Source organism: Pseudomonas kitaguniensis (assembly GCF_049199985.1).
In the GTDB taxonomy this organism is placed as follows: Bacteria; Pseudomonadota; Gammaproteobacteria; order Pseudomonadales; family Pseudomonadaceae; genus Aquipseudomonas; species Aquipseudomonas kitaguniensis.
Genome location: NZ_JBLZPT010000001.1, coordinates 150,294 through 165,244, shown reverse-complemented (window position 1 = coordinate 165,244; position 14,951 = coordinate 150,294). Strand labels below are relative to the sequence as shown.

Annotated in this window: 13 protein-coding genes; 7 read left to right on the top strand and 6 right to left on the bottom strand. The window is 60.8% G+C overall.

Annotated elements, in window-relative coordinates; all coding sequences use genetic code 11:
* Positions 1-102: 102 nt before the first annotated feature.
* On the bottom strand, positions 103-1,104 hold the full coding sequence (gene gap / locus ACOZK9_RS00805) for a type I glyceraldehyde-3-phosphate dehydrogenase (RefSeq protein ID WP_421555100.1): 1,002 nt from the start codon (positions 1,102-1,104) through the stop codon (positions 103-105).
* A 221-nt stretch (positions 1,105-1,325) separates the two neighbouring features.
* Between gap and edd the strand changes: the two genes are divergently transcribed.
* The 4 genes from edd to ACOZK9_RS00785 all read left to right on the top strand — a co-directional run bounded on the left by edd (position 1,326) and on the right by ACOZK9_RS00785 (position 6,452).
* A complete protein-coding gene (gene edd / locus ACOZK9_RS00800) occupies positions 1,326-3,152 on the top strand; it encodes a phosphogluconate dehydratase (protein WP_058414768.1) in 1,827 nt (608 codons plus the stop codon).
* Positions 3,149-4,105 carry a glucokinase gene (locus ACOZK9_RS00795; RefSeq protein WP_172979759.1) on the top strand — a complete coding sequence of 319 codons (957 nt, stop codon included), beginning with the start codon at positions 3,149-3,151 and terminating at the stop codon, positions 4,103-4,105. Before edd ends, ACOZK9_RS00795 begins: the two co-directional genes overlap by 4 nt.
* Before the next feature lie 153 nt (positions 4,106-4,258).
* A complete protein-coding gene (locus tag ACOZK9_RS00790; RefSeq protein WP_058414766.1) occupies positions 4,259-4,993 on the top strand; it encodes a response regulator in 735 nt (244 codons plus the stop codon).
* A gap of 31 nt (positions 4,994-5,024) precedes the next feature.
* On the top strand, positions 5,025-6,452 hold the full coding sequence (locus tag ACOZK9_RS00785; RefSeq protein ID WP_221033893.1) for an ATP-binding protein: 1,428 nt from the start codon (positions 5,025-5,027) through the stop codon (positions 6,450-6,452).
* Between the two features lie 162 nt (positions 6,453-6,614).
* On the opposite strand, the gene ACOZK9_RS00780 is transcribed toward ACOZK9_RS00785, so the two are convergent.
* Positions 6,615-7,544: an AraC family transcriptional regulator gene (locus ACOZK9_RS00780; RefSeq protein WP_421555099.1), complete on the bottom strand. Its 930-nt coding sequence runs from the start codon at positions 7,542-7,544 to the stop codon at positions 6,615-6,617.
* 328 nt (positions 7,545-7,872) lie between these two features.
* Between ACOZK9_RS00780 and ACOZK9_RS00775 the strand changes: the two genes are divergently transcribed.
* Both ACOZK9_RS00775 and ACOZK9_RS00770 read left to right on the top strand, forming a co-directional pair.
* On the top strand, positions 7,873-8,214 hold the full coding sequence (locus tag ACOZK9_RS00775) for an antibiotic biosynthesis monooxygenase family protein (RefSeq protein ID WP_099239874.1): 342 nt from the start codon (positions 7,873-7,875) through the stop codon (positions 8,212-8,214).
* A 42-nt stretch (positions 8,215-8,256) separates the two neighbouring features.
* Positions 8,257-8,505 carry a hypothetical protein gene (locus ACOZK9_RS00770; protein ID WP_058414762.1) on the top strand — a complete coding sequence of 83 codons (249 nt, stop codon included), beginning with the start codon at positions 8,257-8,259 and terminating at the stop codon, positions 8,503-8,505.
* 49 nt (positions 8,506-8,554) lie between these two features.
* On the opposite strand, the gene ACOZK9_RS00765 is transcribed toward ACOZK9_RS00770, so the two are convergent.
* The gene (locus ACOZK9_RS00765) at positions 8,555-9,187 is read right to left on the bottom strand and encodes a flavin reductase family protein (protein ID WP_058414761.1); all 633 of its coding nucleotides are present in this window, start codon (positions 9,185-9,187) and stop codon (positions 8,555-8,557) included.
* A 193-nt stretch (positions 9,188-9,380) separates the two neighbouring features.
* On the opposite strand from ACOZK9_RS00765, the gene ACOZK9_RS00760 reads away from it, so the two are divergent.
* Entirely contained in the window at positions 9,381-10,136 is a 756-nt protein-coding gene (locus ACOZK9_RS00760) for a COG4705 family protein (RefSeq protein ID WP_122250639.1), read from the top strand.
* Between the two features lie 119 nt (positions 10,137-10,255).
* Here the strand turns inward: ACOZK9_RS00760 and ACOZK9_RS00755 are convergent, their stop codons facing one another.
* The 3 genes from ACOZK9_RS00755 to ACOZK9_RS00745 all read right to left on the bottom strand — a co-directional run bounded on the left by ACOZK9_RS00755 (position 10,256) and on the right by ACOZK9_RS00745 (position 14,931).
* Entirely contained in the window at positions 10,256-11,575 is a 1,320-nt protein-coding gene (locus ACOZK9_RS00755) for an MFS transporter (RefSeq protein ID WP_058414759.1), read from the bottom strand.
* Between the two features lie 270 nt (positions 11,576-11,845).
* Entirely contained in the window at positions 11,846-13,171 is a 1,326-nt protein-coding gene (locus ACOZK9_RS00750) for a sigma-54-dependent transcriptional regulator (RefSeq protein ID WP_058414758.1), read from the bottom strand.
* Positions 13,165-14,931 carry an ATP-binding protein gene (locus ACOZK9_RS00745; protein ID WP_152749639.1) on the bottom strand — a complete coding sequence of 589 codons (1,767 nt, stop codon included), beginning with the start codon at positions 14,929-14,931 and terminating at the stop codon, positions 13,165-13,167. The genes ACOZK9_RS00750 and ACOZK9_RS00745 overlap by 7 nt, the downstream gene beginning before the upstream one ends.
* Positions 14,932-14,951: the final 20 nt, after the last annotated feature.

Below are 14,951 nucleotides of genomic sequence, written 5' to 3'. Positions count from 1 at the left end.
TTGTTTTTTCTTTCGTTGTTCCTTACCCTCCTCTCCCCCCCCCCCCCCCCCCCCCCCCCCCCCCCCCCCCCCCCCCTCCCACAAAAGCCGCCTTCCACAGGGTTATTCTGCGTTGCAGAGCGCCAGGCAGTTATCCAGCATACGGTTGGAGAAACCCCACTCGTTGTCGTACCACGCCAGCACTTTGAGCAGCTTGCCGCTCGCCTTGGTGTGGTTGGCGTCGAAGATCGACGACAGCGGGTTGTGGTTGAAGTCACTCGAAACCAGCGGCAGGGTGTTGTAGCCGAGAATTTTAGAGTGCTGGCTGGCTTCTTTGAGCAGCGCGTTGACTTCCTCGGCCGTGGCTTCTTTTTTCAGCTGCACGGTGAGGTCGACCAGCGACACGTTGATCACCGGCACACGCAAGGCCATGCCGGTCAGCTTGCCCGCCAGTTCCGGCAACACCAGGCCCACCGCTTCGGCGGCGCCGGTCTTGCTCGGGATCATGTTCTGGGTGGCCGAGCGCGCGCGGTACGGGTCGGTGTGGTAAACGTCGGTCAGGTTCTGGTCGTTGGTGTAGGCATGAATGGTGGTCATCAAGCCGCTTTCGATCCCCAGTTCGCGGTGCAGCACTTGGGCCACCGGCGCCAGGCAGTTGGTGGTGCACGAGGCGTTGGAGATGATCTGATGGGATTGACGCAAGATGTCATGGTTGACGCCGTACACCACGGTGGCGTCGGCGCCCTTGGCCGGGGCCGAGATGATCACCTTGCGCGCGCCAGCGGTAATATGCGCGGCGGCCTTGTCACGGTCGGTGAACAGACCGGTGCATTCGAACACCACGTCGATCTTGTGCGCAGCCCACGGCAGGTCGGCAGGGTTGCGAATGGCACTGACAGCAATCCGGTCACCATTCACGGTCAGGCTTTCCTGATCGTGGGCGACCTCTGCATCGAAAGTACCGTGCACGGTGTCGTATTTGAGCAAATGGGCATTGATCGAACTGTCGCCCAGATCATTGATGGCGACGATCTGCAAATCCTGGCGGTAGCCTTGGGTATACAGTGCGCGCAGGACATTACGGCCGATACGGCCAAAACCGTTGATTGCGATACGAAGAGTCATTGGAAAGTGCCTATCGTCGATTTGTTGTAAGAATTACAAGATTATTCGCATAAAAATAGAAAACAAGCCTTTTTAGTGGCAATATTTTGTTCAATCTACAATTAGTGACCTGAATCAACTGGTCCGATGAGTCAAAAGAAACGCTGCCAGCACCTGCGCCGCGCGCTTTTGACCCGCAAAGGATCCAGGGTCGCCACATCCGTTAGCCTGGAGTTCTACACATGCATCCCCGCGTTATTGAGGTCACCGAACGGCTTATCGCCCGCAGTCGTGCAACCCGCGAGGCTTACCTTGCGCTCATTCGCGGCGCAGCCAGCGACGGTCCGATGCGCGGTAAGCTGCAATGCGCCAACTTTGCCCATGGCGTGGCCGGTTGTGGCACTGAAGATAAAAATAGCCTGCGCATGATGAATGCCGCCAACGTGGCAATTGTTTCTTCATATAACGACATGCTCTCGGCGCATCAGCCGTACGAACATTTTCCTGAACAGATCAAAAAAGCCCTGCGTGAAGTCGGCTCGGTCGGCCAGTTTGCCGGTGGCACCCCCGCCATGTGCGACGGCGTGACCCAAGGCGAGCCCGGCATGGAGCTCAGCCTGCTCAGCCGTGAAGTGATTGCCATGTCCACGGCGGTAGCGCTGTCCCACAACATGTTCGACGCCGCGCTGATGCTGGGCATCTGCGACAAAATCGTCCCCGGCCTGATGATGGGTGCCCTGCGTTACGGCCACCTGCCGATGATTTTCGTACCCGGCGGCCCAATGCCCTCGGGCATCTCCAACAAACAGAAAGCCGACGTGCGCCAGCGCTATGCGGAAGGCAAAGCCAGCCGCGAAGAACTGCTGGAATCGGAGATGAAGTCCTACCACAGCCCCGGCACGTGCACTTTTTATGGCACCGCCAACACCAACCAATTGCTGATGGAAGTGATGGGCCTGCACTTGCCGGGCGCTTCTTTCGTCAACCCGTACACGCCGCTGCGTGATGCGCTGACCCGCGAAGCGGCGCACCAGGTCACCCGCTTGACCAAGGCCAACGGCAACTTCACGCCGATTGGCGAAATAGTCGACGAAAAATCCATCGTCAACTCCATCGTCGCCCTCAACGCGACCGGCGGTTCCACCAACCACACCCTGCACATGCCGGCCATCGCGATGTCGGCGGGCATCATCCTCACCTGGCAAGACATGGCCGACCTCTCCGAGGTAGTGCCGACCCTGTCCCACGTGTACCCCAACGGCAAGGCCGACATTAACCACTTCCAGGCGGCGGGCGGCATGTCGTTCCTGATCCGCGAACTGCTTGAGGCCGGCCTGCTCCACGACGACGTCAACACCGTGGCGGGCAAGGGCTTGAGTCGTTACACCCAAGAGCCGTTTTTGGTCGACGGCGAGTTGGTCTGGCGCGATGGCCCGATTGAGAGCCTCGACGAAACCATCCTGCGCCCGGTGGCCCGTGCGTTTTCGCCCGAAGGTGGCCTGCGTGTGATGGAAGGCAACCTCGGGCGCGGCGTGATGAAGGTCTCGGCCGTGGCGCCGGAGCACCAGATCGTCGAAGCACCGGCAGTGGTGTTCCAGGATCAACAGGATTTGGCCGATGCGTTCAAAGCTGGCGAGCTGGAAAAAGACTTCGTCGCGGTGATGCGTTTCCAGGGCCCGCGCTCCAACGGCATGCCGGAACTGCACAAGATGACGCCGTTTCTTGGGGTGTTGCAGGACCGCGGTTTCAAAGTAGCGTTGGTGACAGACGGGCGTATGTCCGGCGCCTCGGGTAAGATCCCTGCGGCGATTCACGTTAACCCCGAAGCCCAAAGTGGCGGGCCGCTGGCACGCGTCAAAGATGGCGATATTATTCGCGTCGATGGCGTGAAGGGCACCCTGGAGCTTAAAGTGGACGCCGAAGAATTTGCAGCGCGCATTCCTGCCACGGGCCTGTTGGGCAACAACGTGGGTGCCGGTCGCGAGCTGTTTGCATTTATGCGCTTGGCCGCAAGCTCCGCAGAGCAAGGCGCCAGCGCCTTTACCTGTGCCTTGGAGACGCTTAAGTGAAGCTAGCGCTGGTCGGTGACATCGGGGGTACCAACGCGCGTTTTGCGTTGTGGCGGGACCAGCAACTGCATTCGATTCGTGTGCATGCCACGGTGGATCACACCAGCCCTGAGGAAGCGATCAAGGCTTACCTGAAGGAAGAAGGCCTGCAAATCGGCGACATCGGCGCGGTGTGCCTGTCGGTCGCGGGGCCAGTGAGTGGCGATGAATTCAAATTCACCAACAACCACTGGCGGCTGAGCAAGGCGGCGTTTTGCAAGACCTTGCAGGTCGACGAGTTGCTGCTGATCAATGACTTCTCGGCCATGGCCTTGGGCATGACCCGGCTCAAACCCGACGAATTCCGCGTGGTCTGTGAGGGCACGCCGGAACCGTTGCGCCCGGCGGTGGTGATCGGCCCAGGCACCGGCCTCGGTGTCGGCACCTTGCTGAACCTGGGTGAAGGCCGTTGGGCGGCGCTGCCGGGGGAGGGCGGGCATGTCGACCTGCCGCTGAGCAGCCCGCGTGAAACCCAGTTGTGGCAGCATATTCACGCAGAAATCGGCCACGTCAGCGCCGAAACCGCCTTGAGCGGCGGCGGGCTGCCACGCGTGTACCGAGCGATCTGCGCGGTCGACGGGCACACGCCGCTGCTGGACACGCCCGAAGCCATTACGGCAGCCGGCTTGGCAGGGGACCCGGTGGCGATCGAAGTGTTGAACCAGTTCAGCATCTGGCTGGGCCGCGTGGCCGGCAACAACGTGTTGACCACCGGTGGACGCGGTGGCGTGTATATCGTGGGCGGGGTCATCCCACGGTTCGCCGACTTCTTTATCAACAGCGGTTTTGCCAAGAGCTTCAGCGACAAAGGCTGCATGAGCGATTATTTCAAAGGCATTCCGGTGTGGTTGGTGACCGCGCCGTATTCCGGATTGACCGGGGCGGGTGTGGCACTTGAGCAGGCTTTTGCGTAGGCAATGATGGCCTCTTCGCGAGCAAGCCCGCTCCCACATTCAACCGCATTCATCCAGCTGGAATGAGTTTAAATGTGGGAGCGGGCTTGCTCGCGAAGGGGTCCTCGAAAGCAACACATGACTCAGGTTTGACCATAACAACAAGGGGGACCCGTGAGCGTAATCAGTAAATCGATTCTTCTGGTCGACGACGACCAGGAAATCCGCGAATTGCTGCAAACCTACCTCAGTCGCGCCGGTTTCCAGGTGCGTGGCGTGCCGGATGGCGCGCGGTTCCGCCAGGCAATGAATGAGGCACCGTGCGACCTGGTCATCCTCGATGTGATGTTGCCGGACGAAGACGGCTTCAGCCTCTGCCGCTGGATTCGCCAGCACCCGCGCCAGGCGCAGGTGCCAATCATCATGCTCACCGCCAGCTCCGACGAAACCGACCGCGTGATCGGCCTGGAGCTGGGCGCCGATGACTACATCGGCAAGCCGTTCAGCCCGCGCGAGTTGCAGGCGCGCATCAAGGCCTTGTTGCGCCGTGCCCAATTCGGCCAGGAACGCAGCAGCGCCGGCGATGTGTGGGTGTTTGATGAGTGGCGCCTGGACATGATCAGCCATCGCCTGTTTCACGCTGACGGCGAGGAGGTGATTCTCTCCGGCGCCGACTTTGCCCTGCTCAAACTGTTTCTTGACCACCCTCAACAAATTCTCGACCGCGACACCATCGGCAACGCCACCCGTGGCCGCGATCTGATGCCGCTGGACCGTATCGTCGACATGGCCGTCAGCCGTTTGCGTCAACGCCTGCGCGATACCGAAAAACCTCCAAGGCTGATCCGCACGGTACGCGGCAGCGGTTATCAGTTGGCAGCCAGCGTGGTTGCCGGCAATGCCCACTGAGCATCTGACCGAGCGCCGCCGACGCTTCCCGGTGCCGCGCTCGCTGCTGGGGCGGATGTTGCTGCTGACCTTGCTCGCGGTGCTGTTCGCGCAAACGCTGTCCAGCGTGATCTGGGTCTCGCAATTGCGCGCCACTCAGCTTGAAGGTCTGGTCACCAGCGCACGCAGCCTGGCGCATTCGATGACCGCCAGCGTGAGTTACTTCCGCTCGCTGCCGGTGGCCTATCGCCCGTTAGTCCTTGATCAGTTGCGCAGCATGGGCGGCACCCGTTTTGTGGTGACGCTCAATGACCGCCCGCTGGACATGCAGCTACTGCCGCAGACCCCGCGCAAACACGCGGTGCTCAACGTGGTGGACGAAGTGCTGCGCCAGACCCTCGGCAGCGACGTGGATATTTCGGTGGAGTTCGTCAGCGCAGAAGACCTGCGCATTTTCAACGCCGGTTTGAAGCTTGATGAACTGCCGCGTTCGTGGGCGCATTACGCGCTGACCCTTGAGCCGGTCAACCCGCCGGTGCTGGTCACGCAGATTCAACTTGCCGCGGGCGAGTGGCTGTACATCGCCTCGCTGTTGCCCGAACCCTACACCAGCCTTGAAGAACAAGGCCTGCCGTCGCAGCAGGTGTGGTTCATCGTGCTGACCAGTGGTTTTCTGTTGTTGTTTATCGGCCTGTTGGTGCACTGGCAGAGCCGGCCGCTCAAGCGCCTCGCGCGGGCGGCGCGCGACCTGTCATTGGGCGCCGATGTAGAGCCGGTGGCCGAAGGCGGTGGCAGTGAAGTGGTCGAAGTGGGCCGAGCGTTCAACGCGATGCGCGAACGGATCAGCCGCTATCTCACGGAGCGCAGCCAATTGTTCAGCGCGATTTCCCACGATTTGCGCACCCCCATTACCCGTCTGCGCCTGCGCGTTGAGCTGCTTGAAGACGAGAACCTGCAAGCCAAATTCGGCCGTGACCTGGACGAATTGGAGCTGCTGGTGAAAGGCGCGCTGCAATGCGTTAAAGACACCGACATCCACGAAAACATTGAACCGGTCGACCTTAATCACGTGCTCGACTGCTTGGTGGAACCGTACCTGGCGCCCAACGGCAATGGCCGCATCACCCAACACGGCCGCGCGCTGGCGCCGTACGCGGGCAAGCCGCTGGCGCTTAAACGCTGCATCGGCAACCTGATCGACAACGCGTTGAAGTACGGGCAGAACGCGCATTTGTATATCGAGGACGACGGCGCGGAGTTCATCCTGCACGTCGACGACGAAGGTCCGGGTGTACCGCAGCAGCGCCTTGAGCAAGTCTTCGAGCCGCACTTTCGCCTCTCCGGCCAGCAGCAAGGCTACGGCCTGGGTTTGGGCATTGCGCGCAACATCGCCCACAGCCACGGCGGTGAAGTGAGCTTGCAGAATTTGCGCGAGGGTGGGTTGCGCGTCACCCTGCAACTGCCCCGAACCCTGGACTAAACAACGCTAAACCGCAGAGCCAAACAACGCTGCACGCCAGCGTTCTGGAGATCAAATGTGGGAGGGGGCTTGCTCCCGATAGCCTTGGGTCAGCCAGCTCATCTCTAGCTGACACACCACCCTCGGGAGCAAACCCCCTCCCACCTGTTGACCTTGTTTTGGTCAGATACTCTGGCGCATTCTGGCCAAATCTCTTAACGGCGGTGCACCAAACAGCCGGCTGTATTCGCGGCTGAACTGCGACGGGCTTTCATACCCCACCCGATACCCCGCCGCCGAGGCTTCCAGCCCTTCGGCAATCATCAGCCGTCGCGCTTCCTGCAAGCGCAGTTGCTTCTGGTATTGCAGCGGGCTCATGGCAGTGATCGCCTTGAAGCGGTGGTGCAACGTCGAGACGCTGAGGTTCACTTCCTTAGCCAAGTCATCAATACGCAGGGGTTGCTTGTAGTTGCCGTTCAACCACTTGATCGCCTGGCTCACGCGATGGCTCTGACTGTTGGCCACGGCGATTTCATACAGCCGATAACCCTGCGGGCCACGCAGTAAACGGTAAAGAATTTCGCGATTGATCAGCGGCGCGAGCATTGCCACGTCTTTCGGTGTGTCGAGCAGGCGCGCCAGGCGCAGCACGGCATCGAGCAATTGGCTGTCGATGCGGTCGACGTACATGCCGCGCGATGTCGGGCGCGAAGGCACGCCCATCGGCCCGGCCTCGGCGATCAGCGCAGTGAGCTGCGCCGTGTCGATGTTGATGCGCACCGAGAGGTTAGGCGCTTCTGGCGTGGCCTCAATGATCCGGCCGGCCACCGGCATCGCCACCGAGAAGACTAAATAGTTGAGCGGGTCGTAGGCAAAAATCTCGTCGGCCAGGCGCACTTCCTTGCTGCCGCTGGCCAGGATGCACAAGGCCGGCTCCACCAGCACCGGCATGAAGTTGCGAGGCGCGTTGTGGCGGTTCAGAAACAGCGAGGTAATCGCCGTGCCGTAAGAGCCATCTTCCCACGTGTGGCGCTGCACGATGCTGGCCAGTTCGGCGCGCTGTTTTTCCATCTCGGTATCGAGGGGCATGGCGTTAGGGGCATTCGACGACATGAGGCGTCCTCTGCGAGTTGCGTTAATGCGCCCAGATTAGCGGCGGAGTTTCAAAAGGTGTTACTTCGATTCTGCCTAATGCTTGCCTGATCCTGCGATAAAGCGTGAATCAGGCAAGTTTGGCGCCTGTCATCTGCCTGAAACATTGAGCCTGTGGCGGGAATAAAAACAGCGGGCTGCACGGCTTATCTACGCGTACGGCAGGATTGTGCAATAAGCCTGCAGGAATTGACTAACCGCGCCCACCGCCGCGCCGTTATCTTTGATCCTGTGGCAACACGCCCTCACAGTGTTTGCCGAGCATCACTTCTCAACGGGAGAGTCGAACATGCCAACCCCCATTCCCGCGAGCCATATGGCCTTTGTCCGCGCCCGTACCGGGTGCAGCACCGAACTCGGTGCACGCTTGAGCAGCTTGCTTGAACCTGGCCGCGAGGCGCAGGGCTGCCTGCAATTTTCGTTGCAGCATTCCCAGGTTGACCCCGATGTGTGGCTGGTCGCGGGTTTCTGGAGCAGCGAGCAGGCGATGAGCGCCTACTTCAATTCCCCGGCCCTGATGATCTTTACCGAGCTGTTAAACGACGGCGTGGTCCGTAGCATCGACTTCCAGACCTTTACCGATGCATCCGCCGCGAATGCGTACGGCGAGTACCTGCAACTCGCCGGTTAAGGTTTAGAATGGTCGACTTTCCCATTGGCCAGGACCTGCAACATGGCACGTAAAGAGTTTGCCCACCACGAAGCCGTTTCCGCCTTGGTGCGTGAAGAAGAGGGTGGCTACAGCGCAGCCATCGCCGTCAAGGCACTGGATGGCATGGGCGCGCCACGCTTTCACAAAATCCTTGAAGGGCAGACCTTCAAGACCGCCTCCGACGCTGACGATGCGGCTGCCGTGCAGCTTGAGCGGTTGCTGGATGTGGATGAAGAAGGCCAGTTGGCCTGGGCCACAGCGGCCAACTAACCCAATCCTGGAGGCGGCAAGCCCCTCCAGGATTTTTATGGCTCTGCTGTCAGCTTTTGCTGGCGCCAGGGCGATACATCTTGAACAACGCCTCCGGCCCCAGCTGGAAGTAATCCGCCGGGCCACCGCCGCGCAAGATCGGCTCGGCCGCGGCGGTGTCATACACCCCATCCTTGAGCAGCCACTTGGCGATGTGCACCGCGACCACCTCGCCGAGCACCAGCCAACTTGGCACCAACTGTTGGTCGGCACGTTGCAACTGAATGATCTGCGTCACCTTGCACTCGAACGACACCGGGCTCTCGCCCACGCGCGGTACGCCGACAATTCTTGAGGCCACCGGCGTCAGGCCGGCCAACTCGAATTCATTCACTTGGGGTGCTACCGCCGCGCAACTCTGATTCATCTGCTCGGCCAGCGGGCGGGTGGCCAGGTTCCACACAAACTCGCCGGTCTGTTCGATATTGTTCAGGCTGTCTTTGCGCCCGACGCTGGAAAACCCAATGATCGGCGGAATGTAGTTAAACGCATTGAAGAAGCTATAGGGCGCCAGGTTCAGGCGGCCTTCGCTGTCGTGGGACGAAATCCAACCGATGGGCCGTGGGCCGACGATGGCGTTGAACGGGTCGTGCGGCAGGCCGTGGCCGTTGGCGGGTTCGTAAAAGTGAATATCGTCAGGCATGGCCGGGGTTCCTGCTAGTCAGTTCGGTGAGGGGCTCATACTGCAAGCCATGGCGGCGAATTTCCATCGACTGTATGGAATTTTCATTGATTGCCCACCTATTTTTCACAGCGCCACGTTCAGTCTGCCCGCCAGGTCGACAGCCCCGTATAAGTCGGCCCACTGAAAGACTGAGCTCTGGAGCCTTCTACGCATGAACAAACTTCCTCAGATCACCCTGGCGTTCTGGGTCATGAAAATCTGCGCAACGACCTTGGGCGAAACCGCCGGGGATTTGCTCTCGATGACCCTGAATGTCGGGTACGCGATCAGCTCAATGATCTTGATCAGCGTGTTTCTCATCACTCTGGTGACGCAACTCTGGTCGAAAACCTACAACCCGGTGCTGTACTGGATAGTGATTTTGTCGACGAGTACGGCGGGTACCACAATGTCGGATTTCATGGACCGTACTTTGGGCCTTGGTTATGCCACCGGCTCGATGATCCTGATTGTGGTGCTGATGATCATCTTTGCGTTTTGGTACCTCAGCGGTGATTCGCTGAACGTTAACAAGGTGCAGAGCTTTCGCGGTGAGCTGTTTTACTGGCTGGCGATCCTGTTCTCCAACACCTTGGGCACGGCCTTGGGGGACTTTCTGGCGGATGACTCCGGGCTTGGGTTTGCCGGCGGCGCCTTGCTGATCGGTTCGGCAATTGCCGTGGTGGTCGCACTCAAGTACTTCACCCACCTCTCGTCGGTGCTGTTGTTTTGGGTGGCGTTTGTACTGACGCGGCCGTTTGGCGCGACCTTGGGCGACTTCCTCACCAAACCGCATGAAAAGGGCGGTCTGGATTTCGGCACCCTCGGTTCATCGGCGGTGTTGGCGGCCGTGCTGGTGGTGATGATTGCCGGGGCGTCGTACGCGCAGCGTCGATACGCGCGCCAGCAGTCGGTAGAGCTGAACTGAACTCACCGAAATGTGGGAGCGGGCTTGCTCGCGATGGCGGTGTAACAGTCAACTGATGTGTTGGCTGTCACACCCTCATCGCGAGCAAGCCCGCTCCCACTTTTTACTGCGTCGCAGCGTTAGTCCGTGGTGATCCGAGAATGTTTGCGGGTGTCTTTCATGGTCACATAAACCACCAGCGACACCGCGATACACGCCGTCACATACCAGTAATAACCGGTTTCCATGCCAATGCTCTTGAACCACAGCGCGATGTATTCAGCCGTACCGCCGAAGATCGATACGGTCAGCGCATACGGCAGGCCTACGCCCAAGGCGCGAATTTCGGTCGGGAACAGCTCGGCTTTCACCACCGCGTTGATCGAGGTGTAGCCGCTGACGATGATCAGCGCCGCCATGATCAGGAAGAACGCGCCCCACCAGCTTTGAATGGTGTGCAGCGTGGTGAGGATCGGCACGGTAAACAGCGTACCGAGGATGCCGAAAGCGATCAGGATCGGCCGCCGCCCGACTTTATCCGACAGCCCGCCGACCAGTGGTTGCAGGCACATGAACAGAAACAGCGTGGCCGCCGAAATGGTGGTGGAGTCGGAGATGCTCATGCCGACGGTGTTCACCAAGTATTTCTGCATGTAAGTGGTGTAAGTGTAGAACGCCAGCGTGCCGCCCATCGTCAGGCCGACCACGGTCAACACTTCCTTGGGGTGGCGCATCAAGGTGCGCATGGCGCTTTCCCTGGATTTTTCCTTTTTGGTGAACGACTCGGTTTCTTCCATGCCGCGCCGCAGGAACAGCGCGACCACTGCGCACAACGCGCCGATAGCGAACGGTATGCGCCAGCCCCAGGCATACAACTGCTCGGTGGTCAGCGTTTGTTGCAGCACGATCAGTACCGCCAGCGCTATGAGTTGGCCGGAGATCAGGGTCACGTACTGGAAGCTGGAGAAGAACCCGCGACGTTCCTTGGTCGCCATTTCACTCAGGTAGGTGGCCGAGGTGCCGTACTCGCCGCCGACCGACAGGCCTTGCAGCAAGCGTGCGAACACCAGCAGGATCGGTGCGCCGATGCCGATGGTGTCGTAACCCGGGGTCAACGCGATCAGCAGCGAGCCGAAGCACATCAGCAATACCGAGGCCATCAGCGCGGCTTTGCGGCCTTTGTAGTCAGCATAGAGGCCCATCAGCCAGCCGCCGATCGGGCGCATGATAAAACCCACGGCGAAGATCGCGGCGGTGTTCATCAACTGAGCAGTGGAGGAGCCGGCGGGGAAGAAGGCTTTGGCGAAGTACAGCGAGAAGGCCGCGTAGACGTACCAGTCATACCACTCGACCATGTTGCCGACGGAGCCGCTGAAGATCGATTTGATCCGGCTGGACGTCGTGCGTTCTTTTGCCGGCGCAACCGCCGACCCCAAAGGCAAGGTGTTGGAGTTATCCATTGAAGGATCCTTCATCTAATTGTTTTTGTGGAGCGGCGCGAACGCTGCCTGGTTCGGGCTATAGCAGGAGCTGTGCCAAGTAGATGAAGGCCCGGTTTGGAAGGGTTGCAGAATATTTTTGAGCGGAAAGTCGCTGATGGTTTTGGGGGTGTGAGCGGAAATCCGCTTATGGTTGCGGGCCTCATCGCGAGCAAGCCCGCTCCCACAGTTTGATTGGTGAGTACCGCCCAATGTGGGAGTGGGCTTGCTCACGATGGCGTCCAAACCAGCCTAGATAAACGTCTCGCGCACCAACCCATGCCGCTGCATTTTTTCATTGAGGGTGCGACGCGGCAGTTGCAGTTCGGCCAGCACCGCCTTGATGTCGCCCTTGTGCCGCATCAGCGCCGCTTTCAGGCAGTGGGCTTCGAAGGCTTCCTGCTGCGCCGCCAACGATTGCCCCGCCTCAATGCCTTCCGGCTCAGGCTCGCCGAGGCCCAGCACCTGGCGTTCGGCGACATTCGCCAGCTCGCGCACATTGCCCGGCCAGTCATGGCTGAGCAGCCGCCCGAGTTGTGCGCCGCTCAACGGCTCGACGCTGCGGCCCAGGCGTTCGGCGGCGCTGTGTGCAAAGTGCTCGAACAACAGCGGAATATCTTCGCGACGCTCGCGCAGCGGCGGCAGGCGCAGTTGCGCGACATTCAGGCGATAGGCCAGGTCTTCGCGAAAACGCCCGGCGCGGGCTTCTTCCAGCAGGTCGGGCTTGGTGGCCGCAATAATGCGTAAATCCACCTGAATACTTTGGTTGGAGCCCAGCCGTTCAAGTTTCTGCTCTTGTAACACGCGCAGTAGTTTGACTTGCTGAGCCAGCGGCATGCTTTCGATTTCATCGAGGAACAGTGTGCCGCCATGCGCATATTCGAGTTTGCCGATGCGCTTGCCTTGCGCGCCGGTGAACGCGCCACTTTCGTGGCCGAACAGCTCGGCTTCAAACAGTTGCTCCGGGATGGCGGCGCAATTGAGCGCCACAAAGGGCTTTTTGGCGCGTGGGCCGAAATCATGCAGGCAGCGCGCGACCAATTCCTTGCCGCTGCCGGTCTCGCCACGAATCAACACGTTGACGGGCAAGGTCGCCAGGTCCAGCACCTGGCGTCGCAGGTTTTGCACGCTGCGCGATACACCCAACAGGCTGCACTCCAGTTGCGCGCGGTGGTCGGCCTGTTGATGCAGGCGGCGGTTTTCCAGAATCAGCCCGCGTTTGTCGAGGGCGCGGCGCAGGCTGTTGAGCAAGTCCTGCGGGCTGAAGGGTTTTTCCAAAAAGTCATAGGCACCGTCGCGCATGGCTTCGACGGCCATTGGCACATCGCCGTGCCCGGTGAGCAATATCACCGGCAACCCGGCATCACGGCGCTGCACTTCGGCCAGCAGGTCCTGGCCGCTTAGCCCCGGCATGCGCACGTCGCTCAGAATCACGCCGGGGAAATCCTTGGGCAGTTGCGCCAGGCACTCCTCGGCGCGGCTGAACAGCTGCACGTCAAACCCTGAGAGGCTCAACCATTGTTCGACGGCCGTGCGAATGCTGGCTTCGTCATCCACCACAATCACTGCGTTCAACATGGTTCGGGCGTCTCCAGCGCAATAGGCAAGGTCAGGGTAAATACGGCGCCGTCGCCATGGTTGCCGGCGATCAAACGCCCGCCCAGTTCGTGCACGATGGCGTAGGACACCGCCAACCCGAGGCCGAGCCCATCGCCCACGGGTTTGGTCGTAAAGAACGGGTCGAACACGTTGTTCAGGTGTGCCTCGGCAATCCCGCCGCCGCTGTCACTGACGCTAAGCTGCCACAGTTGCTCATCGCCGTGCAGGCGGATTTCCAGGCGTTTGCGCGGCTTGCCGGCCATTGCATCAAGGGCGTTGCGCAGCAGGTTGATCAACACCTGTTCCAGGCGGATTGCATCACCACGTACCCAGGCCGGGCGAGTCAGGTCCAGCACCACGCCGATGGCTTCATCGCGCAGGCGCGCGTCGAGCAAGTGCAGGGACTGGTCGACCACGGTCGCCAAGTCGAGCCGTTCGCGCAGGCCGCTCGGGCTCTTGCGCGCGAACGTCTTGAGGTGGCCGGTGAGTGCGGCCATGCGCGTGAGCATCTCGTCCAGTGGCGTCAGCGCCTTGTAGGCGTCGTCCACACGGCCGTGGTCGAGCAGCAGCCGCAGAGTTGCCAATTGCATGCGTTGGGCGGTCAGCGGCTGGTTGATTTCGTGGGCGAGGGCGGCCGACATCTGCCCCAATGCCGCCAGCTTGGCCGATTGCACCAGGCCATCCTGAGCGGTGCGCAGCGCCTGCGTGCGCTCTTCGACAAGCTGTTCAAGCTCTTCGCGGCTGCGTTGGCGTAGACGGCCGAGGCGCCAGCGTTGGGTCAGGAACAGCGCCAGAAACACCAGTGCCAGCCAGGAACCTGCAGCGGCGAGGCCGGCGTTGCGCTGGTCTTCAAAGGCGAACTGCGGTTTGCGCAGCAGGTGCAAGGTCCAGCCCTCGGCCTTCAAGGGCAAAGATTGCCAGAGGTAATTGGCGCTGCCGTCCGGGCCGTTGACGCGCATCAGGTGGCTGTTTTCGTCAAAACGCTGCAACGTTTTAGTCTCCAGCGGTTGCAGGTGTTTTTTGTCGTATTGGCGGGTGGCCGCAAGGTCGGCGAGGTCGTCGGCCGTCAACGCACGCAGGTTGCGATAACGCCAGCCGGGCTGGGTGGCGATAAACACAATGCCGCGCGCATCGCTGATCAGTAGCAGGTCGTTGCCTTGAGCCCACTCGCGTTCAAGTTCGGGGAATTCCAGCTTGACTACCATGGCGCCGAGGAACTGTTCATGTTCATCGACCACGGCGCTTGAGAGGAAGTAACCCGGAATGCCAGTGGTCACCCCCACCGCATAAAAGCGCCCGGTGCCCTGGCTCAAGGTCTGGCTGAAATAAGGCCGAAACGCGTAGTTGTGCCCGACGTAGCTGCTCGGCAGGTTCCAGTTACTCGCCGCCACGGCCAGGCCGGTACGGTCCATCAATTCGAGGGTAGAAGATTGCGCAGCGCCATTGATGCGCGCCAGTTTGCGGTTGAGCACGTCTTGGGTGGTGGCGTCCAGCGGGCTTTTCAACGCGCGGATCATTTCCGAGTCCAGCGCCAATACGGCGGGCAGGGCGCGGTAGCGTTCGATCAGGGTGTGCAGCGAGTTGCCGTACAGCGTGAGCTGTTGATGGGCGCGGGCGGCGTCGTCGACCAACGCCTGGCGCTCGGCATGGCGCGTGGCCAAGGCAGCGGCCAGCACCGCGCCGGCGATGATCAGCAGCGAGTAGAAGGTCAGGCGCAGCGGGCGAGGGATCACGATCATACGGTGATGGGCAGGCACGG

Excerpts from the sequence above, each read along its gene's own strand:
- gap (WP_421555100.1), bottom strand. The coding sequence starts at position 1,104 with ATGACTCTTCGTATCGCAATCAACGGTTTTGGCCGTATCGGCCGTAAT.
- edd (WP_058414768.1), top strand. The coding sequence starts at position 1,326 with ATGCATCCCCGCGTTATTGAGGTCACCGAACGGCTTATCGCCCGCAGT.
- ACOZK9_RS00780 (WP_421555099.1), bottom strand. The coding sequence starts at position 7,544 with ATGTCGTCGAATGCCCCTAACGCCATGCCCCTCGATACCGAGATGGAA.
- ACOZK9_RS00775 (WP_099239874.1), top strand. The coding sequence starts at position 7,873 with ATGCCAACCCCCATTCCCGCGAGCCATATGGCCTTTGTCCGCGCCCGT.
- ACOZK9_RS00770 (WP_058414762.1), top strand. The coding sequence starts at position 8,257 with ATGGCACGTAAAGAGTTTGCCCACCACGAAGCCGTTTCCGCCTTGGTG.
- ACOZK9_RS00765 (WP_058414761.1), bottom strand. The coding sequence starts at position 9,187 with ATGCCTGACGATATTCACTTTTACGAACCCGCCAACGGCCACGGCCTG.
- ACOZK9_RS00760 (WP_122250639.1), top strand. The coding sequence starts at position 9,381 with ATGAACAAACTTCCTCAGATCACCCTGGCGTTCTGGGTCATGAAAATC.
- ACOZK9_RS00755 (WP_058414759.1), bottom strand. The coding sequence starts at position 11,575 with ATGGATAACTCCAACACCTTGCCTTTGGGGTCGGCGGTTGCGCCGGCA.
- ACOZK9_RS00750 (WP_058414758.1), bottom strand. The coding sequence starts at position 13,171 with ATGTTGAACGCAGTGATTGTGGTGGATGACGAAGCCAGCATTCGCACG.
- ACOZK9_RS00745 (WP_152749639.1), bottom strand. The coding sequence starts at position 14,931 with ATGATCGTGATCCCTCGCCCGCTGCGCCTGACCTTCTACTCGCTGCTG.